Below are 24,941 nucleotides of genomic sequence, written 5' to 3'. Positions count from 1 at the left end.
GTCTTAGCCATGTTCCACCACATGCAACGGTAAGCTATACTCAACGACTTTTACGACGCATCTACTTCATCGTTATTTTTCAATCATTTGCGTGAGAACTATGAGAATTAAGATTAAAACACTGATATTCAGCATTCTAACGCCCTCCTTGATGGTGTCTGGCTGTGCCTCCATTAATCAAGGAATCAACCAAAGTTACGAACAATTAGTCAGTCTGACCGATACTCTGTCTGATGATTCCCAGCCGACCGAACCATCATCGAATCAAGACGCTGCAGCCCCCGAACTGACTGATGCTGAAGTTACACAATCAGAAATGGACCAACGCCCTGAACAGCGCTATCAAGTGGTCAGTAACGAATTTGTCGGACCGATTTATTACGATAACCTGTGGGACAGAGTCCGTAATAACCTTCAGCTTGAACGTGACATTGCTCAACCCCGAGTCATCGCGCAGATTAATTGGTACAAAAAGCACCCGACCTATTTCAAGAGAATCAGCGACCGTGCCAGCCGCTACATGTATCACGTGGTTACCGAACTGGAACGACGTGATCTTCCCGCAGAATTGGCGCTACTACCAATTGTAGAAAGTGCTTATGATCCATTTGCCTACTCACACGGCAGAGCTTCTGGTTTATGGCAATTTATTCCAAGTACAGGTCGTCACTTTAACCTCAAGCAAGACTGGTGGTATGACGGACGCCGCGACATTGTGGCTTCAACCGATGCTGCTTTAGACTACCTATCTCAACTCAACAACCGTTTTGATGACTGGCTACTGGCCTTAGCTGCGTACAACGCTGGCGGTGGCAATGTTTCTAAAGCCATTCGCAAAAACACTCGCAAAAATAAGCCAACGGACTTTTGGTCATTACACTTACCACGCGAAACCTCGGCTTACTCACCAAAGATGGTTGCTCTCGCGGAATTGCTCGCTAACCCGGAAAAATACAACTTTGAATGGCCACATGTTCCAAACCAACCGTATTTCAAAGAAATCCAAATCGATGGTCAAATCGATCTAGCGCAAGCCGCAGAGCTGGCAGACATTGAGATCGATGAACTCTACAAATTAAACCCGGCGTTCAATCAGTGGGCGACTCATCCAGACGGCCCTCACCGTCTACTCGTTCCGGTTGAAAATTCCGACATTTTTGAAACCAACCTTGCGTCGTTGGATAAAAAACATCGTGTTAACTGGAAACGCTACAAAATTCGCTCTGGCGACAGTCTAATTACCATTGCCAAGCAATTCCGAACAACACCTCAAGTGCTTCGCGAAGTTAACAGTATCCGTAAAAACATGATCCGTGCTGGCGACACACTACTGATCCCAACCAGCAGTCGCAACATGGATGAATACACCATGAGTGCGATTCAACGTCTTCATAAACGTCAAAATAGAGCACCGAATGGTGGTCGCCATAAGTCCAACTATTTTGTAAGAAGTGGCGACAGTTTCTGGACCATCTCACGCAAGTTTGGCGTTGGGGTTCGTGAGCTGGCGAAATGGAACAGCATGGCACCCACCGACCCTCTAAAGATCAATCAGAAGTTGGTTATCTGGACGAAAAAGCCGCAAGTCAGCAAGAACGGTAACAAAGTCATTCGTAAAGTGGGCTATAAAGTTCGCAAAGGCGACTCGTTAGCTCGTATTGCCAGCAAATTCAGCGTGTCAGTTGGCGACATCAAACGCTGGAACCCAAATGCCGCGACAAAATACATTCACCCAGGTCAATCGATCACTCTCTATGTTGACGTAACCAATATTAATTAATGTTATCGAACAGCAAGGACGCTAGTTATGAAGACGTTTCCGTCAATCAAAGCCGCTCTGCGCCAGATTTTAGCAACCTTGCTGTTTGTCTCTTCATTCTCTTTGATGGCGGAAACAACGCCCGCTTCAGAAACCTCGGCTAGTTCAACAACATCAGCTAGTTCAACAACATCAGCTATTTTAACAGCAAGTATTATCAAAACTCATGCCTATGCGTTGCATGAACAAGCTAAATATCCAGCTGATTTCGCTCATTTTGACTACGTAAACCCTGACGCCCCTAAAGGTGGCGATATTCGTCTTATGGCGACAGGAACCTTCGACTCGCTAAATCCCTACACACTCAAGGGAAACAGCCCCTACAATACGCCAGGTACCTTTAAATACGGAGTCGGAGAGCTCAACGAGACCTTACTGACAGGCACACAATATCCTGGTATTTCCGGTGATGAACCACAAACGGCTTACGGTCTTATTGCCCAATGGATTGAATATCCTAAAGACCTAAGCTGGGTTCGCTTTCACCTAAGACCTGAAGCCCGCTTTCATGATGGCTCGCCGATTACAGCCGATGATGTGGTCTTCAGTTTCCACACACTGATCGAAAAAGGTCACCCCCAGTTTCAAAACAAATTCAAGGATATCACTAAGGTAAACGCCATTAATCAACAGCTGGTAGAGTTCACGCTCAGTGGTAACGATCGAAAAACACTGCCTCTTCGAATTGGTGAAATGCCCGTTTTATCCAAGACATTCTGGTCGGATAAAGACTTTGAAAAATCGCTCAACACTCCCCCGCTCTTGAGTGGTCCATATAAGATCAAACGTTTTGACTGGGGAAAATTCATAGAATTTGAACGTGTTGAAGATTACTGGGGTAAAGACCTTGCCGTTAACAAAGGCCGATTCAACTTCAACACAATTCGAATCGATTTTTATCGGGATCTTACTGTCGCGTTTGAAGCATTCAAAGCCAAAAACTTTGATGTCTACATCGAATACATATCCAAAAACTGGGCAACGGGTTTTGACTTTCCTGCACTCAACAACGGTGAAATCATCAAGGAAGAAATTCCGCATCAAACGCTGGCGGGCAGCCAGGGCTACTTCATGAACACTCGTCGAGAGCTATTTAAAGACGTCAAGGTTCGTGAGGCACTGGGATTGTTATTTGATTTTGAATGGACCAACACAAGCTTGTTCTACGGAGCTTATCAACGCTCTAACAGTTACTTCGCCAGCACCGAGTTAGCCCAAACAGGTCTACCTGAAGACAAGGAACTTGAGCTACTCACTGCGGTAAAAAAATACCTCCCTGAGCAACTCTTCAAAAAGCCCTTCAAATTACCGGTCACAGACGGATCAGGACAAATACGTCGACAAATCAGACAAGCCCTGGCCTTGCTAAAACAAGCCGGCTGGCAGCTTCAAAAAGGAACTTTGGTAAACAGCAAAACCGGTCAGCCTTTCAAGTTTGAGATTCTGGTTCGTCAACCAAGCATCACTCGTGTGCTGAACCCCTATGTAAAAAATCTGTCAAAAGTGGGAATACAGGCAGAGATTCGAGTAATCGATCCAAGCCAGTACAAACAGCGAATGGATGAGTTTGATTTTGATATGACAACGTTTGTATTGGGGCAAACACTCACTCCCGGTCATGAGCAGCGTCTTTATTTTCACTCCTCCAACGCGGATGTAGCTGGCAGTCTGAACTTATCCGGTGTTAATAATCCGGCGGTGGATTTTTTAGTTGAACAGATTATCGAAGCTGAAACGCGTGAAACTTTGGTTGCCGCCAGCAAAGCACTTGATAGAGTACTCTTATGGCATCATTATATGATTCCTAACTGGCATATATCTCACCATCGAGTGGCTTATCGTTCTTTCTTTAAACGACCAGCCAATCAAGCCAAATACGACTTGGCCTTCGATACATGGTGGGTAGATAAGAACAAATAAAAAAGGATACGCATGACATCCCTTGCCAAACCAATCAGTAATCGCAATACCACCTCTAAATTGGGCTATCGCTTCTTACAACGCTCAAAACTGACGCTTGTTACTACGTTATCTTTACTGCTCTCCGGCGTTGTTATGAGTGATGCGTCTAAAGATCAAGAGATACACTCATCCCATGGTATTGCCATGCATGGCGACTTGAAATACAGCAAGGATTTCAAACACTTCGATTATGCCAATCCTGACGCGCCTAAAGGCGGTGAGATTCGATTAGCCTCCACTGGTGGTTTTGACAGCTTAAATCCGTTTGTAATCAAAGGAAACTCAGCGGCTGGACTAATCTCATTAGGGCAAGGCCTTCTGTATGATTCCTTAACCACTCAATCCGAAGACGAGCCTTTCTCACAATATGGTTCCCTAGCAAAAACCATTATCTGGCCCGAAGATCGTTCTTGGGTCACTTTTAAATTAGAACCAGAGGCACGTTTTCATGACGGTGAGCCAATTCGCTCAGACGACGTCAAGTGGACCTTCGACACTCTGATAGCCAAAGGACATCCGCAGTATCAATCCTATTATGGCGACGTTGTGGAAGTGTTAACGCCGGATGAGCTAACCATCACCTTCAAATTTAAAGACACGACTAATAAAGAATTAGCTCTGATTATCGGGCAATTACCTGTATTACCAAAACACTACTGGCAAGATAAAGACTTTACTAAAGCTGACCTGACCATCCCAGTTGGTAATGGTCCTTATCGCATTAAAACCATTGATCCGGGCCGGTCCATCGTTTATGAACGAGTAAAAGATTGGTGGGCCAAAGACAAAGCCATCAACAAAGGCCAATATAACTTCGATACCATTCGTTACGACTACTACCGCGACGACAGTGTTGCAATTGAAGCCTTAAAAGCAGATCAATTTGACGTTAGAGTAGAAAGCTCATCCAAAGAATGGGCAACCGCCTATGAAGGGCCACAATTTGAAGACGGCCGCATGGTTAAAACCTTAATCAAGCACGATAACCCAACCGGCATGCAGGCCTTCGTATATAACACCCGTAGAAAACCATTCGATAACATCAAAGTGCGTGAGGCTCTTGGTTATCTCTTCGACTTTGAATGGACCAATAAGACCCTTTTCTATAATCAATACACTCGCGCCACCAGCTACTTCAACAATTCAGAACTCGGAGCAACAGGTCTTCCTCAAGGCGAAGAACTGAAAATCCTTAATAAATACCGTGATCAATTACCTGAAGAAGTCTTCACTAAAGAATATTCAGTGCCTAAAACCGATGGCAGCGGTAACATCCGCCAAAATATGAGAAAAGCCATTACACTGTTAAAAGAAGCAGGCTGGTCCCTAAAAGGCGGAAAACTTTTAAACAAAGAAGGCGCCCCCATGAAATTCGAAATCATGATTGTTCAACCTTCTTTTGAGCGTGTCATTCTTCCTTTCCAGAAGAATCTAAAACGAATTGGAGTTGAAGTTGACATCAGAAAAGTAGATGTACAACAGTTTATTAAACGTTTCCAATCCTTTGATTTTGATGTGATGGTTGGTACGTTCGGGCAGTCCAGTTCACCTGGCAATGAACAAAGGGGTTATTGGCACAGTACCCAAGCCGATAATAAAGGGTCACGAAACACAATTGGCATTAAAAACCCGGTCATTGACGACCTTATCGATCTAGTTATCACCGCTCCTACACGAGACTCACTGGTGGCCAGAACACGAGCATTAGATCGGGTACTCTTATGGAATCATTTCGTCATTCCTCAATGGCACTTCCCTGCGTATCGAGTAGTGTACTGGAATAAGTTTGATTTCCCGAAAGATGCCAAAACCCATTATTTCTCCACCGACACCTGGTGGGCCAAGGACGCAAAGCAGGATAAATAATTGCATAGCGTGTTGAACTCACTTGGTATAGCCTTAGCGGAAACGTTAAGGCTTCGGCATATCAACTAACAAAAGAACAAGAAATGACTGCCTATATTCTTCGTCGTGTGCTTCTCATGATTCCAACCTTGTTGGGCATCATGCTCATTAACTTCATTATTATTCAAGCCGCCCCTGGTGGCCCTGTAGAACAAGTGATTGCACAGCTTCAAGGCATGGACACTGGGGTCGGAAGCAGAACAGGGAGTGGCCCAAGTACGGAAATTTCTGTCTCCAATGGCGGCTCCGCCAACAGTCAATACCGGGGTGCTCAAGGCTTAGACCCGGAACTCATTAAACGCATCGAAAAAATGTACGGCTTCGACAAGCCAGCCTATGAGCGTTTCTGGCAAATGATCGTCAACTACAGCACTTTTGATTTCGGTGACAGTTTCTTTAAAGACAGAACTGTTACAGAACTGATTTGGGATAAGATTCCTGTGTCTATCTCATTAGGTTTATGGTCAACCCTCCTCATCTATTTGATTTCTATCCCAATGGGTATTAGAAAAGCCGTTAGCCACGGGTCACGATTTGATATTTGGACCAGCTCTATCATCATTATTGGTTATGCCATCCCTGCATTCTTATTTGCTATGATGCTTGTAGTCTTATTTTCTGGCGGTTCATACCTTGATTGGTTCCCTCTCAGAGGACTGACCTCTCCTAACTTTGAAGAACTAAGTACATGGGGCAAAATTACCGATTACCTCTGGCATATAACCTTACCTGTTCTCGCCATGTCCATTAGTGGATTTGCAACTATTACCATATTGACCAAAAATTCATTTCTTGAAGAAATAGGTAAACAATATGTACTTACCGCAAAAGCAAAAGGTTTAGCTCCCAACCAAGTGCTTTATGGCCATGTGTTCAGAAATGCCATGTTAATAATTATTGCAGGCCTTCCTGCAACCTTAGTCGGTATCTTTTTGACAGGATCTTTATTGATTGAAGTAATCTTCTCTTTGGATGGTTTAGGCTTGCTCGGCTTTGAATCAGCACTCAATCGAGATTACCCGGTGGTCTTCGGTACGTTATTTATTTTTACTTTGATAGGCCTCCTATTGAAACTCATCTCTGACATCACCTATGTGTTGGTTGACCCACGCATCGACTTTGAAAGCAGGGAGGGCTAATCATGAACGCAAATATCTCCTCTCAGCCTTCGACTCAAGCGGTTAAAAAAGGGAAAGCATCACGATTAAGTTCGGTTAATCAAAGGCGACTTGCACAATTTAAAGCGAACCGTCGCGGTTTTTGGTCATTATGGATTTTCTTAGTTTTATTTGGCTTGAGCTTATTTGCCGAATTCATCGCTAACGATAAACCCATCTTGGTGAGCTATGAAAGCAGCCTCTATTTCCCTGTCCTGAAGGACTACCCAGAAACCACTTTCGGTGGTGAGTTCGATATCACCACGGATTTCACAGACCCTTTCATTGCAGAATTGATTACAGAGAAAGGTGGCTGGATGGTTTGGCCTCTGATCCAGTACAGTTATGATACGGTGATTTATGACTTACCTGTACCAGCCCCTGCGCCACCATCGACACAAAACTTGCTAGGCAGTGATGATCAGGCTCGGGATGTGTTAGCTCGAGTGATTTACGGCTTTAGAATATCAGTATTATTTGCTCTCGCCCTAACCATTGTGAGCAGTGTCATAGGAATTTTTGTAGGAGCACTTCAAGGCTTCTATGGTGGTAAAGTAGATCTGATCGGTCAACGTGTTATCGAAATCTGGTCAGGATTACCTGTTCTTTATCTATTAATTATTCTTTCGAGTTTTGTAACCCCGAACTTCTGGTGGTTACTTGGCATCATGTTGCTGTTCAGCTGGATGACATTAGTCGATTTGGTTCGAGCGGAATTTCTAAAGGCAAGGAACCTTGAATACGTAAAAGCTGCAAGAGCGCTAGGTTTAGGTAATCACACCATTATGTTCAAGCACATGCTGCCCAATGCAATGGTTGCCACCCTGACCTTCTTACCTTTCATCTTAACAGGTGCAGTCACTACGTTAACCTCGCTAGATTTCCTTGGGTTTGGTATGCCACCCGGTTCAGCCTCTTTGGGTGAATTGGTAAAACAAGGAAAAGAGAACCTTCAAGCCCCTTGGCTTGGAATCACAGCCTTCGTCACCTTATCCGTCATGCTCACGTTATTGGTCTTCATTGGTGAAGCCACTCGTGATGCGTTTGATCCCAGAAAACAAAAATAAGGTGAGCATAAGATGACAGATCAACAACCGATCCTACAAATTAAGAATTTATCCGTCACCTTCAACAACGGAGTTGATAGTACTCAAGCGGTCAAAGATGTTTCCTTTGATTTACATCCGGGTAAAACTTTGGCGCTGGTTGGCGAAAGCGGCTCAGGAAAATCCGTTTCGGCATTATCGGCATTACAACTCCATCCTAAATCCGTGCACTACCAAGGCGAGATCCTGTTCAACGGCAAAAACATTCTAAAGATGAATGAAACGCAGATGCGTGGTATCCGAGGCAATCATATCAGTATGATTTTCCAGGAACCCATGACCTCATTGAATCCACTGCACACCGTTGAAAAACAAATCGCCGAAGTACTTTATCTTCATAAAGGGATGAAAAACTCGGCGGCAAGAAAACGAGTGCTTGAGTTACTTCACCTGGTGGGAATTCCTAATCCGGAACAGCGGTTGAAAAGCTATCCACACGAATTGTCCGGTGGTCAAAAACAACGGGTTATGATTGCAATGGCCTTAGCCAATGAGCCAGACATTCTTCTTGCTGATGAGCCGACCACCGCACTGGACGTAACGATTCAGAAACAGATTCTTGAGCTTCTGAAAGAACTTCAACAAAAGCTCGGCATGTCGATTCTGCTGATCACACACGATTTGAATGTGGTTCATCGATACGCCGACGACGTCTGTGTCATGCGCCACGGTCACCTTGTTGAATGCGGCCCTACCGATCAAATATTCAAGCAACCGTCGCATGAGTATACCCAGACGCTACTGAATGCCGATCCAACGGGTCTGCCTGTAGAACTGGCTCAGAATTCAGTTTCTCTTCTGAAGACAGATAACCTAGCGGTACGTTTCCCGATCAAAGGTGGTCTTTTAAATCGGGTTAAAGACCATTTCACTGCCGTCGAAGGCGTAACGCTCGACGTTAAACAAGGTGAAACCATTGGTATCGTGGGTGAAAGCGGGTCAGGCAAAACAACGCTCTGCCACGCCATCATCCGCCTTCTAAACAGCGAAGGTAAGATCGAGCTGGATCAAAACCGACTCGATCAAATGAATCAAAAACAAGTTCTTCCCTTCCGCAAGAAAATGCAGATTGTGTTTCAAGACCCATACGGAAGCCTAAGCCCGAGAATGTCGATTGCAGAGATTATTGAAGAAGGTCTCGAAGTGCACGAACCACACCTTACGGCACAGCAACGAGAAGAGCGTGTGGTCTCGATTTTAGAAGAAGTAGGTCTATCACCTGACGTTCGACACCGCTATCCGCATGAATTCTCAGGTGGGCAAAGACAACGCATTGCGATTGCCCGAGCGATGATTCTTAAACCAGAACTGGTGGTGCTGGACGAACCCACCTCAGCACTTGACCGTACCGTACAATCTCAGGTGTTAGATCTTCTTAAAGACCTGCAAGAGAAATACAAACTAACGTACCTTTTTATCAGTCACGATCTTGCTGTCGTTAAAGCCATTAGTCATCAATTGATCGTCTTGAAACAGGGGCAAGTGGTAGAACAAGGTGACTCCCAAAGTATTTTCTCAGCCCCCCAACATGACTACACAAAAGACCTGATGGAAGCCGCATTTTACGAGGAAACAACATGAGCAATGCCACAACACCCATGCATGGCTTATTACAAGGCAAAAGAGCGTTAATCGTTGGCTTAGCCAGTAAACACTCCATTGCAAAAGGCATTGCCGATGCATTCCATGCGCACGGCGCTGAGTTAGCATTAACCTATCAAACTGAAAAGCTGGGCCCAAGAATTAAAGGCTTTGCCGAAGAGTGGAACTGCAACTTCGTTCAGCAATGCGATCTTAGTAAAGATGAGGACATCGAATCATTAGCTACCGCCCTTAAAGAGCACTGGGGCGAATTCGATATCATCATTCACTCCGTCGGTTACGCGCCTGTCGCAGCTCTGGATGGAAGCTATTTGGAACATACCACCAGGGAAGACTTCAAAATCGCTCATGAAATCAGCAGCTACAGCTTCACAGCTCTCGCCAGTGCGATGAACCCTATGATTCGTTCCGGCGGCAGTTTATTAACGCTGAGCTACCACGGCTCTCAACAAGTAATCCCGAACTACAACGTAATGGGATTAGCCAAAGCCAGCCTGGAAGCCAGTGTTCGTTATCTAGCGGCCGACTTTGGCCCGAGCAATATTAGAGTCAATTCGATTTCTGCCGGCCCAATCAAAACATTAGCCGCAGCAGGGATTAAGAACTTCCGGAAAATGTTGTCAGACAGTGCTGAAATTGCACCTCTTGGCCGTGGCGTTACCATTGAAGAAGTGGGAAATACAGCGACCTTTCTATGCTCAGATATGGCCAGTGGCATCACGGGTGAAATCGTCTATGTTGACGGTGGACTGAGTAAAGTGGGAACAATCACCGGTTAATCGATTTCTCTATTACAAAACAGATTCACCAAGTATTTCCGACACATTAAAAAAGCCTTTCAGGTTATCAACCCGAAAGGCTTTTTTATAGATCATGCCGTATTTAAATATAGAGCTAAATAAGAGCTATTTAAGAGCTATTTAAGAGCTATTTAAGAGCCTATAACTCAAATTTTATCTTTGCTAAGACCTAACTTTCTCATTTTCTCAACAAGCGTGGTTCGTCTTAAAGACAGTTTCTCCGCCGCTCTTGCAACCACACCATTAGAATCATCCAAGGCTTGTGAAATTAACGACTTTTCCAAACGACCTAGATAGTCTTTCAGATCAATGCCATTTACTGGTAACAAGGCTGGTGCGTCTGGATCCATCACATTAGAAGAGCTTGATGCTGGAACTTCAACCGGGAAATGAACCGTTTCGTCTTCTTCAAAACCATCAATATGACGGAATTTGTTAGGAAGCTCCTGTACACCCACAACACCGTATGGATGCATGATCGCCATACGCTCTACCAGGTTTGCAAGTTCACGGACGTTTCCAGGCCATTCGTGACGACATAGCGACATGATCGCTGCAGAATTAAATCGAATCGAACCGCGTTTTTCATTCTCAAGGCGCGCAATTAATTCATTTAATAACAGAGGAATATCTTCAATGCGTTCTTTTAACGGCGGCATTTCAATCGGGAATACATTCAATCGGTAATATAAATCCTCACGGAAATCACCAGACTCAATCATGGATTCAAGATCTTTATGGGTCGCAGCAATGATTCGAACATCCGTCTTCATCATCTTGGTGCCACCAACACGCTCGTACGTGCGCTCCTGAAGAACACGTAACAATTTCACTTGCATGTTCAATGGCATATCGCCAATTTCATCCAAGAACAAAGTGCCGCCTTCCGCTAATTCAAAACGCCCAGAACGACTCGAAATCGCACCGGTAAATGCGCCCTTTTCATGCCCGAAAAGTTCACTTTCCAGTAATTCGGCAGGAATTGCTCCACAGTTCACAGGAACAAACGGTTTGTCTTTACGCGGAGAGTTATGATGAAGATTACGGGCCACAACTTCTTTACCCGTACCACTTGGCCCTGTAATAAGGACGCTAGCGTCTTTATCCGCCACCTGGGCCATCATTTCACGAACTTGTTGAATCGCTCTACTGGTGCCTACAAGGCTTCTGAACAACTGCACTTCACGACGCTGCTGTTGACCACGGCGTAAATCAAACTGTTCACGATAGATTTGAGATCGATGGATCTGATCCATCAGCTTGTTATAAGTCGTTGGCCAAGTTAGTACGCCAACACACATGCGCTGTAAGGATTCAGTCTGTATTTCTACTGGCGCACTTTCAGCTTCTTCAACTGAAATAACCGGAACCGACTGATCCCATTCTTTGATGCCTGTTAATAAAGCTTCTTTGTCAGAGACCTGACCCACAATACTAATTACATCAGGTGCAGTAACAGCTTGGTCATCTGCAGAAATACTGTTTGCCACGTTTAACCAGTCATCTTCACTGGTTAAATAAAATTCTTCACCTAGGAAATTTAAAATGATACCCAACTGAGTGCGGCGTTCTTCATTATTATCAACCACAAGAACGTTAACTTCGCGCCACATATTATGAAATCCATCCCTTCAAATTAGCGCAGACTCCCAATTGTCCTCATACGAACAAAAGGAATACCACTAAGCGCCAAAAATATTTCTAGTTTTTGTCTCAGGAAAGTAAAGCGGAGGACTCTTAAAGAGTCAACTAAATGACACCCTTTAATCCAAGAAATTGATAATCTCTTGATTTATTGAGCAAAAAGAAAGCAGGCAATACTTAAAACTGACAATTCTGATACACCTTAGCACCAGATCGTTGACGATTAAACGTTTGAAGTTCTTCCGCCAGTTCATCTCGGTGTCTTTCACAGGCAGCCACCGCGTGCTTATACAACTCTAACAAAGGAACAATGGCATCTCTGACAATGAGCTTATCACCTGTTGCCTGATCCATCGCTTGTTGAACCAGATCCCGACACTGGAGATCCAGTTCACTCAACGCTTCCCAATCATCCTTAGAGAGAGCCAGACGCATAGACTGTTGTACATCAGATATTTTTTGAATTACATCAGACATTGCTGACTCTCCTTTCAGATAGACAAATAAATTAAGCGGTTGCAGAAGTACCGTTATACGTCGGTTGTTTTTCCTGCTGAACGACCTGATCACGGATTTCATCCCATGCCGTTTTCACCGGAAGAATCAAACCAACCACTTCATCAATAATGGCATTGTCATTTTTCAAGTTCGCCATCAACAACTGACGGATACAGTAGTCGTATAGAGAATCCAAGCTATCAACTAATTCCTTATTATGCTTAGGGTCAAGACAGGTTCTCAAGGCATTCAAAATGTCGCACGCTTTAACAATGTGCTTATTTTTTCCTTCAATATCTTTACGATCGATCATGCCCTTTGCTTTCGCGAGATTTTCCAACAAACCATGATAAAGAAGCTGGATCAAACGATGAGGATCTGCATCGACAATACCAGTCTGAGCATTGACCTTGCTGTATTGTTGTAATTTAGGGTTAGCCATCATAACGATTTGCCTTCAAAAAAGTTGGTTACGTATACCTAAAGTTTATCGACTCAGATTCTGAAATCTTTATGTTAATTTTAGTAATTTATGAAGATGAATCCATACCGCCCATCTTCAATTGAGCAAGCTGTTCAAAAACAAACTCTTCTACCTTTGATGTTAGATTTTCCCAAGGTTCAAACGAAGTTTTAGAGATAACTGAAACAGTGGGATACCATAGGTTTGCATCAGGAGAATTCCAGTACCATACACTTGGGATATTTACCAAAACTACAGCAGGTTTTCCTAGTGCTCCCGCAATATGAGCCACAACGCCTGCATTAGTAATAATAAAATCACAAGCTGCAACCTGATCAAAGGCATCAAGCATTGAGTTATAGTTGTCTATTTCATCATCAATCTGAAGGCTTATATTCTGTTGAGCAAAACCATTTTGATCATCATCCGTCGCATGGTATTGGCAAGAAATACACTGAAGATCAGGAATTTCCTTTAAGAAGGAGAAGAAGTTATAGGGTATCTTCTTTGTGGCCGAAAATGGGCTTCCTTCACTTCTCCATGACAACCCAACGATAGCTTTACTCTTTGCTGTGACATATTTGGATCTTAGCTTTGAAACATTAAATGCTTGAGGCTTCATCAACGTTCGATTGTCACAACTGAATTCTCTATCGTCCGATTTCAGTAAGTAAAACAAGAACATGGTAGATGTATACCACTGTTTGTCCCTATGATCTTTTAGATCTGTCTCTGGTAAGGAAAACACCTCAACACTGTCGTTAAAGTCTCCTCTTACTTTTATGGCAAGCTTCGGGGGTAGCCATAACTCAACAGAACATTCATAGCGACTCGCAAACGCATCTACGTAACCTAGCCCCCAAAGTTGATCACCCATACCTTGCTCAGAAACTACCACAACGGTTTGGTTCTTTATTTCCTTAAGGTTCGAAGGCTGTATTTTTTTCAAACCTTTGCTTTCTGCGAAGCGATCATTTCTACCCTGATCATTATTCACACATGAAGTTTGATAAAGCTCGGACAATCCCTCTTGATAAGCGCCAGAAGAAAGTAGTGCATGACTATAGTTGTAGTATTCGGTGGGCTTAGTAGTATCACACGCTTCAAAATACATCTTGAAGAACTTAACCGATTCTGAAAACTCACCAATTTTGAATAAGAACTCGGCATTTAATTTCTGATAACTTATTGTGTCAGCATCTTTTAACTTTTTAAGATAACGCTGCAGTACTTGGATATTACCAGTTCGAAATGCTCCAGGTTTTTTCAAAGAATCAATACAATGTTCAATAGCTGTGATTAAGGTCGGTATAGTCTGATTTTTACTAAGTGCCGATTGTGCATACGGCCAACCAAAGCCTGCTTCCTGATCATCAATCGTTAATTTGGCAAGTTCAATATCAGCCAAATAAGAACGCCCCTTACCAGGAAGATCAAAAGCCTGCCTTGCTGCTTCCTTACTACCTAAAGCAAGTAAGGAGACACCTAACATATAACTGTATTTGACATTTGAAGGGTCAAATTTTAAGGCCAACTCACAAAACTGAACTGCTTTATTATTATCATTTATCAGGTAGTAGTTCTCAGCAATTTTATAGAGTACTTCTGGTTCGTTGATACCTGATTTCCAAACCGAGAATAAATAACTAATGGCTTCTTCAACAGAAACCATTTTCAGTTGCTCACTCTTAGTTAGAACAGTACTTAATTCTTTCGATAAAGATCCCATAATCAACGAACCATACCCAACTAGGAAATACCCTTGATATTATTTTGATTATTGATCGTTACTTTAACCAAAGAGATATCAAGCTTTCCGAAGTCTTTAGCAAATGAGTCTGTAACATTCAGACATTCAGCTACAAATTCATCCGAGGGTAAGTTTTCAACAAGGTGGTCTGCACCAAACTTATCGTTTTCACCGTGAGTTCCATGATAGTAATCATCAAAAATAACGGTCGTATCGTAGGTCATTAATTCTTTGACATACTCCCAGTCACTCTTAATAGTATCCAGAGCATGCCCACCATCAATAAAAATATAATCAATACTTGGATATAGATGTTTCTTACTAACGAACTCTTTCAGGGTTTCTTGTGAGTACCCTTTAAATAAGCATACATTAACGCCTGTTGGAGCTAAGATATCGTAAATTTCTTGTGATGTTTTAGGTACCTTTGAAAACTCTTTTTCCAGGATTTCAGGCTCAAACATTTCAAATAAATCAAAGCCCAAATACCAGATATCTTCAGCTTTATGATCAATCTTCGCTGCCTCGATCATTTCCTTAGCCCGCTGGCCACTGTACACCCCAATTTCCAGAATAACTTTTGCTTTCCGCTCTCTTAGTTGAAGCAACAGTTCTGCATAACGCTTTGTGTTAGATGCCAAATAATTACAAACTCTGTCCCAATAGATTTTTTCAAGACCAAGAGCATCACTTACTTTAATATTCATTTCCCTTCCTCATTATTATCTCTACCATACGCATCGCTATATCGAACAATATCGTCTTCATCTAAATAAGAGCCCGACTGAACTTCAATCATTTCTAAAGGAATTCGACCAGGGTTTTCCAAACCATGTACAACCCCTAACGGTATGAAAGTAGATTCATTCTCAGACAAATAAAACTCTTCTTTACCTTTGGTAACTTTTGCAGTCCCTGAAACGATAATCCAATGCTCAGCCCTATGATAATGCTTTTGAATACTTAACTTTCCACCCGGATTCACTGTTATGTGTTTAACTTGAAACCTATGGCCACCATCAATCGAATCATACTTTCCCCACGGCCTATGAACTTCCCTAAAATCACAGAACTCTTTCCTACCATCCGTCTTGAGTTTTTCTACAATGCTCTTTACATCCTGTACGGAGTCTTTAGAAGCAACCATCACAGCATCTTTAGTTTCTACCACCACCATATCTGAGACACCTACCGTCGTAACCAGTTTATGCTCAGAAAAAACTAATGACCCTTGAGTATTCTCAAGGATGACATCTCCATGAGAAACATTACCGTTCTGATCTTTATCTCTTACATCCCAAATGGCATTCCAAGACCCCAAATCACTCCAACCGGAACTTAGCTCGACCACAGCTCCCATTTTGGTATGCTCCATAACAGCATAATCAATAGAGTCCTCAGGGCAGCACTCCAAAGACATTTTATCCAGCCTTAGAAAGTCCAGATCCACCTTTGATTTAGAGAGTGCCTGTTCGCAACATTTCATCATTTCCGGATTATGTTTCTTTAACTCATCCAGATAACCAGTTGCTTTAAAAACAAACATTCCACTATTCCAAAAATAGTTCTCATCACCGTGGAACTGCTTTGAAGTCGCTTGGTCAGGTTTTTCAATAAATCGCTCTAGTTTTGAACCTGAATCATTGATTTTCTCGCCTCTCAAGATGTAACCATACCCTGTCTCCGGATATTGAGTTTCAATACCAAAGACCACAAGATGGCCCTTCTCTGCGAGAGCTGTAGCTTTTAAAACGGCTTCTTGAAATGCTTGGTTATTCTGTATCAAGTGATCTGAAGGAAGCACCACCATCATAGGATCATCGTGGTCTTGTAGTAGCTTTAGCGCAGCAATGGCAATTGCAGGTGCAGTATTCCTACCTATTGGCTCAAGAATAATCGAGTCACAGCTTAAATTAGCTTCTCGAAGCTGCTCTGCCACAACAAATCGGTGTTCTTCATTACAGATGACCAAAGCTTCACTGGATTCAAAACCATCAAGTCGCATAAGCGTGTTTTGCAACAAAGAATTGTCATTGACCAGCTTTAAAAACTGTTTGGGATAGTATGCTCTCGACATAGGCCAGAGCCTACTACCAGAACCTCCCGCTAAAACGACTGGATGTAACATATTGACCTCATAGCAAATCCTGAGTGATTTGATCCTGAAATTACCTTAATCCAAACAATTGAGCTTCAGCGGTTGTATACAGATCCGAGATATGATCCCTACTCCAATTATTTTTAATATCCGTCTTTCTATAATGGAAGTCATAATCACCAGCATGCTCAAACAAAGCAGCATCTTCTTTAGGTACCCAAAAAGCATTCACACCATTACTGGTCACCCCAACCAATTCATACCCTTTGATCAAGAATAGCTTTTGATATGCTAATAGTGTGGCCCCAAAACACCTGCTCTTCGTAGGTCGTTGGTGATTCTCTGGCATGATCAAGTCAGCCCATTTATCATGATAACCATTTACTTCAGTGCAGATCAGGCGAAATTTGTAGTGACTATCTAGTAATGCCTGCATCACATACCAATCCGTGGAGTCGATATCAATTGAGAAAAAGTCGACAACGTCTGGCGAGTTAATATCCTTGAATATTTCCAGAATATTTTCTGGCGTCACAAATTTCTTATATACATTCGGGTGATCAAAGAACGCATCAATCCACACCCCCTTCCAACCTTCGGAAAGTAATTTGTGAGTATTACACTGTATGTCCCCAGTAGGGCTAAAGTTGTTAACCCCAATTTCAATACAGTTTCCCTGCACAATTGATAATTTATTCAGAAAAAATTCAATCAAGAGATCTTCTTCATGTTGTGAAGGCATGAGGTTACTCCCTAATTTATCTTTTGACCGTTTTTAGAAACAAAGTCACTATCAAAAGAAGCTCCGTTTTCTTTTCTTGCTGGACCTTTCAAATGATCCATATATTCACCCAACTCAGTATTAATAAACGGATGCATATTCTTTTTAAGATGAGCAGATAAGTTGTTTACCTTTATCTTACCCTGTTTGAAGAAGTGATCACGTACCGCATCGTAAACCATACAATCATGCCACTGTTCAAGTAAGAACAGGTCACCGTAGTTATAGATATTTTCCATTAACTGAACAAAGTTAATATTTTCAGGATGTTTCAGGTTATACCCAACTAAGCCACATTCAGTATACATATGCTCTCTTCCTAAGTAGCACGTATAAACATCCTCAGCCATTAATCCCTCAAAAAATCCTTCCGGAATCGATTTAATAGCCACAACATCGGCATCAACCCAAAACATCAAATCACTGTCCAAGTGTTTTGCGGCATGTACGACCGCATAAACCTTATGAGAGAAACGAATAGCGTCGAAGTGATAGCTATAAACCGCCTTATTATTCTGGAACACTATCCCCTTTGCTTCAGTGAACCGACCAAATTTCTTCTTGAATGTCACAAGATTTTGACAGGCCTTATGGAGATCTATATACGTCACACGATCAGACACAAAATCAGGTTGAAAGTCCTCGGCATATGCAACTAAATTAATGTTTTGAGGCGCATGCTCAACAAAACTTTGAAGCATTCGTCTACCATATTTCTCATAACCCTCTTTATGAAAAGTGGTTACCAATGTAATTTTTTTCATATCTTCGACACCCGCTTCAGATCGGCTTCAACCATCATAGTAACCAGCTCCGAAAGCGTAGTTTCAGGCTCCCAACCAAGTTGACTTTTAGCTTTGGAAGAATCACCGAGCAGTAAATCTACTTCCGATGGACGATAAAACTCAGGGTTTACTTTAACAACAACTTCACCTGACTTACGATTAATAGCCTGGGTATTTACCCCTTCACCAACCCAATCCAGTTGAATATCCAGAGCAGCTGCAGATAAATTTACAAATTCTTTTACAGTGTAGGTTTGACCTGTTGCAAGTACATAGTCATCAGGATTGTCTTGCTGTAGCATCAACCACATACCCTTCACATAATCTCCAGCAAATCCCCAATCCCTTTTGGCTTCCATGTTTCCGAGTTCAAGAGGCTCACCACCATGAGTCGCCATATGAGCAAGCTTGTGGGTAATTTTTCGAGTGACAAACTCCAAACCGCGTAAAGGAGATTCGTGATTAAAGAGGATGCCGTTACAACCAAATAGGCCGTATGACTCTCGATAGTTGATATTCGCCCAATGGGCAAATAACTTAGCTACACCATAAGGCGATCTAGGATGGAAAGGAGTGTCTTCTGTTTGTGGAGTTTCTTTAACTTTTCCGAACATCTCCGAGGTAGATGCTTGATAAAATTTCGTGCTTTTCTCCATACCAAGCAATCGAATTGCTTCAAGTATACGAAGAACACCTTGGCCATCCACATCAGAAGTGTATAGAGGTTGTTCAAAGGACAAAGCTACAAAGCTTTGAGCAGCCAAGTTATAAATTTCATCAGGCTTACACTGTTCTAGCGTCCTAACTATGTTACTAAACTCTAAAAGATCAAACGCCACAAACTCTACATCATCTGTTATCCCCAGATAATCGAGTCTAGAAGTATCTAACGTTGCACTTCTACGATATGCGCCAAATACCTGATATCCCTGATCTAGTAGGAATCTAGCGAGATATGCTCCGTCTTGTCCAGTAACACCAGTAATTAATGCTTTCTTCTTCATCAATCATTCCTTAGTAATTCTTTGCTCATCCACTAGAGTTCGTTGACCAATTCAGCCATAACCTGACCCCACTCATTAAATTCGCGCTCTCTATGTATCGTCATAGATGGGTACCACATACTCTGACTGGTATTGGCATGCCAGTGCCATAAACACATTTTCTTCACTAAAAGATGAACAGGTATATTTAATCCACCAGCAAAATGAGCGTTTACATTTGATATCGTCACAACAGCATCCAAAGCAGCAATTTGGCAGAATAGCTCTTTTAGGTCGTTCGTCGCGTCAAAACTCTCATCAAGAAATAACGAAACCCCGTTCGCAGCATTAAAATCGTCTATCTCACTCTTTACATCAGAATACTGAATGGAGATACATTGAATATCCTCTGCGCTTAATAAAGGTTTGAAATCATCTAAATTCATGTCTTTACGGCCCTTCCAAGTTGGGCTTGCACTTCGCCATGAAACACCGATCAGTTTTTTATCCCCAAAGCGTTCTTTATATTTATTTCGATAAAACTGAACACGTTCTGGATTAGCTTTAATGATTTGATCAACGGGCGTATAGTTTTCAAAGATTTCTGGAATTAAAGCTGAGATACTAGCAATGGGTAGCTGATAATCAATCTGTGACAATATATTTTCTGGTAGTTGATCTAAGTCCGAGCCGACATACAATAAATCAGAAAAAGTCTCTTTCACTACAGGAAGAAGCTTTGAATCAACCTTTAGAACAACCTTACCTTTAAAGTAAGTTTGCAACTTTCTTACAAACTGAAGCCCAAGCAATTGATCACCTAAACCTTGCTCGGAGGTTATTAACAAAACTTTGCCTTTGCTTTTATTTAGATGTTTATGTTTAAGTTTTTCATACTCATAGGTTAGTGAATCAGAACGAGTCAGCCGTTTATCTAACATTAAGCGTTCTTCAACAAGCTGAAACCCCTTTTTAAATTCACCAACCCTTAGAAAGCAATATCCAAGGGTATTTGTAAATCTCTGCTTTAATTCCGGTTTAATTTTGATGGCTTTTTCATAATAAGCTATAGCTTTCTCTGGTTGGCCTTCAAGATTGTACATCTCTGCTTTTAAAAAACAGTTTACAACCGGATTTCTTTTGCCAAAACTTCTATCAAAGTCTTCTAACATTTGCTTCAGCATGTTGAACTTAACAACATTAAAATACTGTTCTTGGCCTATTTTCTTAACTACTTCAGAGAAATAAACAACCAAAGCATCTAAATCTTGATCAGAAGATGAAATTTTGAGTAGGGTTTTCCAGGCATGTTCTACTGAAGGGTTATGAATTTCCTGAGATAAGAACAGATCTATGTAGACTAAATACCAGTTTACAGTTCTTTCATTTTGCACTATGGAGTTTAGTATTGTTTCTGCTTGTGCAAATTGTTTCTTATAAATCCCGACTTTTGCATAAAGCAGAAGAGTTTCTTCTGAGTGTTTTTCTTCTATAGAGCAATAGTCCAGAACCCTCGTAACTTCTGTTGGAAAGCCTTCTTTTAAGAAACTATTAGCTAACAATAATTTTTGAGCGAACGTTAAAGAGGCAACAGGCTCTCCAGATAAGCGTTCAATAATTTGTTGATATTTTCCAGCTGTAAATGCCTTATGCAATTCAACATCAGAAATTGTGTTTTTTGACGTAACAGAGGTGTAGTTTTCACTAATGGTCTTTTTAACTCGCTCGACCACTTCCAACCATTGATTGTGTTCTTTCTGGCGATAAATACTTATAGATGGATAGAAAACGGATTTTTCTCCATCTCCTCCCCAATACCACATCGGCGACTTGGATGTTAACAGCAAACAATCAACACCCAATGCACCACACAAATGAGCGGTAGCATTTGAAACAGTAACAACCAAATCAAGCGCCATAATTTGTACAGCGGATAATGCAAGATTATTGGTTAAGTCTACTGTTTCATCCACATAAATATTGGTTTCAAAGGCGGTATTTAATTTATACAAATCTTCAGAGACATCACCATACTGAAGACAAATCCACTGTACATTTTCAAGCTCAAACAGCGGAGCCATACTAGCCAGCTCCAGGTTTTTCCGGTCACCAGAGAGCCTACTGGAGCTTTTCCAGGTTATGCCTATCTTCTTTTTATTACCGAATAGTTTAAAGTACTTATCTCTATACTCATGAACCCTTGTTCGATGCGCATATATATATTGCTCGCTTTTAAACAGCGTAGCGTCAGTACCCGCACCCAAATTCCGAGGTAAATCCCCTAAATAACTATAATAGTCAAATCCTTGGGCATTTAATTTCGTTGAATCAACACTTACAAATCGCACTTTTCCGAAGTCAGAAAATTCAAACAACGAAGCAATTCTTGGTTCAACAATGCAGACAATATCCTTTAAAACAAAACGGCTTTGTAAAAGTAATAAATACCTAACAAAAAGAATTTGATCCCCTACGCCTTGTTCGCTTAAAACTAACATTGTTTTATTTTTAAGACATTGACCTTCCCACTTCGGAAGTAAAGATAACCCCTCGTACTGCAATACCGCATTACTAGCCACAGCAGTTCTATTAGAGTTCAACGCCCACCCTTCTTCAAACTTACTTTGACGTAAAAGGCAGTAACTTAAATTCACTTCAGCAGAAAGATTATTAGGATCTAAATTTAAGGCTTCACGGTACAACGATTCAGCTTCTTGATCATCCCCGCGAATATAGGCCACATCAGCTTTCATACCAAGAAGCTCTGCTTCTCTGTCTTGCAACTCAGACATAGAAACGTCGAGCAAGATCAAGAGACGTTGCTGATAACTGGATCGAAACTGCTCTTCCATCCTTAACCTGTCTCGGAGAAAAACAATCAATGAAAGCAACGTTTCATCATCGTTAAATACCTCAAATGCTTTTTCAAAACACTCATGAGCCCGTGGGTAATAGCCGAGAGAATTATATACCTTAGCCAACTCCAACCAGCTTTCCGGTAGACGATAATCCCCTGCCGCCTCATAAAGTTGAGCGGCCTCTTTCAGCAACCCCTTCTGAACGCATGATCTGGCCGCATAAATACAGGATAGAGGATCACCCTCTTTAGACTCTAAAGAACTGGCTAAAGCGTGTAATGCATCCGTTGGAGAACCCGCAAGAGTATATAAGGCCCCACGTGTATAAGAAGCCAGTTGTCTATCAGGAATTTGAGATGCTTGCTCAATTAGTACTTGAAGACCATGTTGCTTGAGAGACACTTCCAACATGACATCATTGAGAAAGACTGGATACAACTTAGTGAGCTCTACAGACATAGAGCCTAGTAGGGATTCCAATGCCGTAATATCACCGATAGTTAATAATTCACGTTTTTTTTCTTTAATCGGTAAAATACGTATTAGCGGTTTCATATTGTTCCCAGCATTTTTTTGACAGTATTTAAACTATAGCTGAATAAAAGCAAAAAAAATGCCAGAACAAAGCCTCACTAATCTTTACTTGCTCCAGTAAAGGAATTGACAATTGCGGCCAGCTGAGTTTTTACAAATTGCTCAGTATTATTAAGCTGTGATACTCGAGAATCCGCAGCAATGAACTGCCTAGTTAGCCGTTCCTGGAATGATTCAAGGCGCTCATCCAAGTCGGTGCGTTGCTGATCTACCGTACTCAACTGTTCATTCAAGGATAAAATTTTATTGCTAATTAACCCCTCATAGGAAAGCATGTCGTTGAAACTCTCAACCATGCTTTGTGCAACACCATCAGCAACAGTCACTGTTGACGTTATTTGACTTGAACCAGCAGGAAATGAGGTTGCTGTTACATCAACAGAAACACCATCTGCCGGGTCATCTTTGAGGCTTAAGGAAAGTCTTTGCCCACTACCGGTTGCCGTTTGCCCATTGATCGTTCCTTCAACATTAACACCATCAGTACCTGAACCCGCAGCTAGGCCATAAGCACTCCCATCTTCAACACTGGTTAAATTAACAGAAGATGACGATCCAAATTTTTCTGAGGTAAAAATTAACGTATCCGAATCAACAGAGACTGTTACCCCCACATCTGAAAGCGCAGAATCTGCATCAATTTGCGTCTGAATTTCAGCTGCTAAATCAGCCAGCGTGAGATAAGTTTGATTGGTTAAGGTCAAAGTACCTGAAGTAACCCCATCGACTTCTAAAACCAGCTCATCATTCGTACCATCGATAAGGATATTGTTCGGAGCACCAACAACAGACCCTGTAAACGCGCCCTGAGTTGCCAACTGAGTCACAACAACATCGTACTCACCCGGTTCAGTTCTACTCCCAATGGAAGCAAAGGTCACATCATCATTATCACTAATTAAATTACGACCAAAAATATCCGCAACTTCATCAGGATAAGCTTCGAGCTGCTCTAAAAACTCTTCAGAATCAAATTCTATTTGTCCTGTTTTATAATCAGTACTAAAACCAATCTCTGCCAGCGAACGAACACTAGCATCTTCAAGCCCGGGGACTATCTGTGTCAGATTGCCTCTCAGCTGCATGCTCAAAGAACGAATTGTTGAATCCCCTAAAAGTACTGCTCCCGTTCCCGTTTCGGAGTCGTAAGCAGTTACTTCTTTGATAATACTTTGAAGCTCATTATAAGCATCAGCAAATTCTTGAAGGCGCTCTACTATTAAATCTTCATCACGGGAAACAGTAATCGTTGAAGAGGTAGTCGTATCATTTAACTCAAAAGTCACGCCATCAATTAATTCGTCCACTTCATTCGTAGAACGAGTAACAGAAATACCATTAAAGGTTAGATTTGCGTCTTGAGCCCTGACTGATTCAGTCATGTGCTGATTAGTTGCATTAAAGTTCAATGCAGAAAGACCATTGGTGTCTGAACTATCGCCATCAGAATCGCCAGAAACCGTCATTCGAAATGCAGAGGTTTCACCTGTCGCATCTGATTTCAATACTAAACGATAGCCACTACCATCATTCAGAATGGATGCAGTAATACCAGCATCTTTATCATTAATAGCATCACGAATCCCTTCTAACGTATTGTTATCATCAGTGATAATAATATTAATGGAATCACTGTCGGGATCATCAGTAAAACCGGTGATATCTTCATTATCACCACCATCCGGAGCATCACCTGGCGTAGCGTTAGTATCTCCAAATGTAAAGGTACCAAACTCAATAGTTAGAACACCATTACTTAAAGCAGTATCTTTAGCAGCAAAAGAAGAGCTAACGACGGACTGGCTTTGTGCCAGTTGTTCGACACTCATAGAGTATGAACCAACAACCGCATCTTTTTCGGTTGAAACACTAATTGCGGAAGAAGAAGAGCTACCAACTGTACTGGTTAACGCGCCATCAATGGTTAAAACCCGAGATTTTAAACGAAAATCTTCAATAGCGGATTTGATACGACCTACTTCAGATAGTTGAGCTTCAAGCTTCTCTTGACTCGAATCTAGACGAGGCTCAGTTGCCCCTCGCTCCACAGCAACTAACTGATCAATCAGATCACTGGTTAGAAAACCAGAACCGATTCCAACTGAAGTAATACCCATATCACACCCCTAAATCATC

At 42.0% G+C, this 24,941-nt stretch carries 18 protein-coding genes; 7 read left to right on the top strand and 11 right to left on the bottom strand.

Features of this window, described 5'->3' with window-relative positions; genetic code table 11:
- The first annotated feature begins 100 nt into the window (after positions 1 to 100).
- From QQL66_RS13795 to QQL66_RS13765, 7 genes are all read left to right on the top strand, one after another.
- On the top strand, positions 101 to 1,780 hold the full coding sequence (locus QQL66_RS13795; protein ID WP_284382173.1) for a lytic transglycosylase: 1,680 nt from the start codon (positions 101 to 103) through the stop codon (positions 1,778 to 1,780).
- Between the two features lie 27 nt (positions 1,781 to 1,807).
- On the top strand, positions 1,808 to 3,739 hold the full coding sequence (locus QQL66_RS13790; protein ID WP_284382172.1) for an extracellular solute-binding protein: 1,932 nt from the start codon (positions 1,808 to 1,810) through the stop codon (positions 3,737 to 3,739).
- Positions 3,740 to 3,751: 12 nt separating this feature from the next.
- On the top strand, positions 3,752 to 5,647 hold the full coding sequence (locus QQL66_RS13785) for an extracellular solute-binding protein (protein ID WP_284382170.1): 1,896 nt from the start codon (positions 3,752 to 3,754) through the stop codon (positions 5,645 to 5,647).
- An 83-nt stretch (positions 5,648 to 5,730) separates the two neighbouring features.
- Entirely contained in the window at positions 5,731 to 6,825 is a 1,095-nt protein-coding gene (locus tag QQL66_RS13780; RefSeq protein ID WP_284382169.1) for a microcin C ABC transporter permease YejB, read from the top strand.
- A gap of 2 nt (positions 6,826 to 6,827) precedes the next feature.
- Positions 6,828 to 7,910: an ABC transporter permease gene (locus QQL66_RS13775; RefSeq protein ID WP_284382168.1), complete on the top strand. Its 1,083-nt coding sequence runs from the start codon at positions 6,828 to 6,830 to the stop codon at positions 7,908 to 7,910.
- A 12-nt stretch (positions 7,911 to 7,922) separates the two neighbouring features.
- Positions 7,923 to 9,530 carry an ABC transporter ATP-binding protein gene (locus QQL66_RS13770; protein ID WP_284382166.1) on the top strand — a complete coding sequence of 536 codons (1,608 nt, stop codon included), beginning with the start codon at positions 7,923 to 7,925 and terminating at the stop codon, positions 9,528 to 9,530.
- On the top strand, positions 9,527 to 10,330 hold the full coding sequence (locus QQL66_RS13765) for an enoyl-ACP reductase FabI (protein ID WP_284382163.1): 804 nt from the start codon (positions 9,527 to 9,529) through the stop codon (positions 10,328 to 10,330). Before QQL66_RS13770 ends, QQL66_RS13765 begins: the two co-directional genes overlap by 4 nt.
- A gap of 167 nt (positions 10,331 to 10,497) precedes the next feature.
- Here the strand turns inward: QQL66_RS13765 and QQL66_RS13760 are convergent, their stop codons facing one another.
- From QQL66_RS13760 to fliD, 11 genes are all read right to left on the bottom strand, one after another.
- Positions 10,498 to 11,964, bottom strand: coding sequence for a sigma-54 interaction domain-containing protein (locus tag QQL66_RS13760; RefSeq protein WP_284382162.1), 1,467 nt, complete (start codon positions 11,962 to 11,964; stop codon positions 10,498 to 10,500).
- A gap of 208 nt (positions 11,965 to 12,172) precedes the next feature.
- Positions 12,173 to 12,472 carry a flagellar protein FliT gene (locus tag QQL66_RS13755; RefSeq protein ID WP_284382159.1) on the bottom strand — a complete coding sequence of 100 codons (300 nt, stop codon included), beginning with the start codon at positions 12,470 to 12,472 and terminating at the stop codon, positions 12,173 to 12,175.
- A 31-nt stretch (positions 12,473 to 12,503) separates the two neighbouring features.
- On the bottom strand, positions 12,504 to 12,938 hold the full coding sequence (gene fliS / locus QQL66_RS13750; protein ID WP_284382158.1) for a flagellar export chaperone FliS: 435 nt from the start codon (positions 12,936 to 12,938) through the stop codon (positions 12,504 to 12,506).
- A gap of 85 nt (positions 12,939 to 13,023) precedes the next feature.
- On the bottom strand, positions 13,024 to 14,685 hold the full coding sequence (locus QQL66_RS13745; protein WP_284382156.1) for a tetratricopeptide repeat protein: 1,662 nt from the start codon (positions 14,683 to 14,685) through the stop codon (positions 13,024 to 13,026).
- Positions 14,686 to 14,705: 20 nt separating this feature from the next.
- Complete coding sequence (locus tag QQL66_RS13740) at positions 14,706 to 15,413, bottom strand: class I SAM-dependent methyltransferase (RefSeq protein ID WP_284382155.1); 708 nt, start codon at positions 15,411 to 15,413, stop codon at positions 14,706 to 14,708.
- Complete coding sequence (locus QQL66_RS13735; protein ID WP_284382154.1) at positions 15,410 to 16,834, bottom strand: mannose-1-phosphate guanylyltransferase/mannose-6-phosphate isomerase; 1,425 nt, start codon at positions 16,832 to 16,834, stop codon at positions 15,410 to 15,412. The genes QQL66_RS13740 and QQL66_RS13735 overlap by 4 nt, the downstream gene beginning before the upstream one ends.
- 40 nt (positions 16,835 to 16,874) lie before the next feature.
- Positions 16,875 to 17,546, bottom strand: a complete 672-nt coding sequence (locus QQL66_RS13730; RefSeq protein ID WP_284382153.1) for a hypothetical protein — start codon at positions 17,544 to 17,546, stop codon at positions 16,875 to 16,877.
- 11 nt (positions 17,547 to 17,557) lie between these two features.
- Positions 17,558 to 18,349 carry a hypothetical protein gene (locus tag QQL66_RS13725; RefSeq protein ID WP_284382151.1) on the bottom strand — a complete coding sequence of 264 codons (792 nt, stop codon included), beginning with the start codon at positions 18,347 to 18,349 and terminating at the stop codon, positions 17,558 to 17,560.
- A complete protein-coding gene (gene gmd / locus QQL66_RS13720) occupies positions 18,346 to 19,374 on the bottom strand; it encodes a GDP-mannose 4,6-dehydratase (RefSeq protein WP_284382150.1) in 1,029 nt (342 codons plus the stop codon). The genes QQL66_RS13725 and gmd overlap by 4 nt, the downstream gene beginning before the upstream one ends.
- A gap of 32 nt (positions 19,375 to 19,406) precedes the next feature.
- A complete protein-coding gene (locus tag QQL66_RS13715; protein WP_284382147.1) occupies positions 19,407 to 22,766 on the bottom strand; it encodes a tetratricopeptide repeat protein in 3,360 nt (1,119 codons plus the stop codon).
- 77 nt (positions 22,767 to 22,843) lie between these two features.
- Positions 22,844 to 24,922, bottom strand: a complete 2,079-nt coding sequence (gene fliD / locus QQL66_RS13710) for a flagellar filament capping protein FliD (RefSeq protein WP_284382144.1) — start codon at positions 24,920 to 24,922, stop codon at positions 22,844 to 22,846.
- Positions 24,923 to 24,941: the final 19 nt, after the last annotated feature.

Source organism: Litoribrevibacter albus (assembly GCF_030159995.1).
GTDB classification, from domain to species: Bacteria; Pseudomonadota; Gammaproteobacteria; order Pseudomonadales; family Litoribrevibacteraceae; genus Litoribrevibacter; species Litoribrevibacter albus.
The sequence above is the reverse complement of the archived record's forward strand: the minus strand, read 5'-3'. Positions and strand labels throughout refer to the sequence as shown.

Bases quoted from the DNA above. Each gene is read 5' to 3' on its own strand.
- QQL66_RS13795 (WP_284382173.1), top strand. From the start codon at position 101: ATGAGAATTAAGATTAAAACACTGATATTCAGCATTCTAACGCCCTCC.
- QQL66_RS13790 (WP_284382172.1), top strand. From the start codon at position 1,808: ATGAAGACGTTTCCGTCAATCAAAGCCGCTCTGCGCCAGATTTTAGCA.
- QQL66_RS13785 (WP_284382170.1), top strand. From the start codon at position 3,752: ATGACATCCCTTGCCAAACCAATCAGTAATCGCAATACCACCTCTAAA.
- QQL66_RS13780 (WP_284382169.1), top strand. From the start codon at position 5,731: ATGACTGCCTATATTCTTCGTCGTGTGCTTCTCATGATTCCAACCTTG.
- QQL66_RS13775 (WP_284382168.1), top strand. From the start codon at position 6,828: ATGAACGCAAATATCTCCTCTCAGCCTTCGACTCAAGCGGTTAAAAAA.
- QQL66_RS13770 (WP_284382166.1), top strand. From the start codon at position 7,923: ATGACAGATCAACAACCGATCCTACAAATTAAGAATTTATCCGTCACC.
- QQL66_RS13765 (WP_284382163.1), top strand. From the start codon at position 9,527: ATGAGCAATGCCACAACACCCATGCATGGCTTATTACAAGGCAAAAGA.
- QQL66_RS13760 (WP_284382162.1), bottom strand. From the start codon at position 11,964: ATGTGGCGCGAAGTTAACGTTCTTGTGGTTGATAATAATGAAGAACGC.
- QQL66_RS13755 (WP_284382159.1), bottom strand. From the start codon at position 12,472: ATGTCTGATGTAATTCAAAAAATATCTGATGTACAACAGTCTATGCGT.
- fliS (WP_284382158.1), bottom strand. From the start codon at position 12,938: ATGATGGCTAACCCTAAATTACAACAATACAGCAAGGTCAATGCTCAG.
- QQL66_RS13745 (WP_284382156.1), bottom strand. From the start codon at position 14,685: ATGGGATCTTTATCGAAAGAATTAAGTACTGTTCTAACTAAGAGTGAG.
- QQL66_RS13740 (WP_284382155.1), bottom strand. From the start codon at position 15,413: ATGAATATTAAAGTAAGTGATGCTCTTGGTCTTGAAAAAATCTATTGG.
- QQL66_RS13735 (WP_284382154.1), bottom strand. From the start codon at position 16,834: ATGTTACATCCAGTCGTTTTAGCGGGAGGTTCTGGTAGTAGGCTCTGG.
- QQL66_RS13730 (WP_284382153.1), bottom strand. From the start codon at position 17,546: ATGCCTTCACAACATGAAGAAGATCTCTTGATTGAATTTTTTCTGAAT.
- QQL66_RS13725 (WP_284382151.1), bottom strand. From the start codon at position 18,349: ATGAAAAAAATTACATTGGTAACCACTTTTCATAAAGAGGGTTATGAG.
- gmd (WP_284382150.1), bottom strand. From the start codon at position 19,374: ATGAAGAAGAAAGCATTAATTACTGGTGTTACTGGACAAGACGGAGCA.
- QQL66_RS13715 (WP_284382147.1), bottom strand. From the start codon at position 22,766: ATGAAACCGCTAATACGTATTTTACCGATTAAAGAAAAAAAACGTGAA.
- fliD (WP_284382144.1), bottom strand. From the start codon at position 24,922: ATGGGTATTACTTCAGTTGGAATCGGTTCTGGTTTTCTAACCAGTGAT.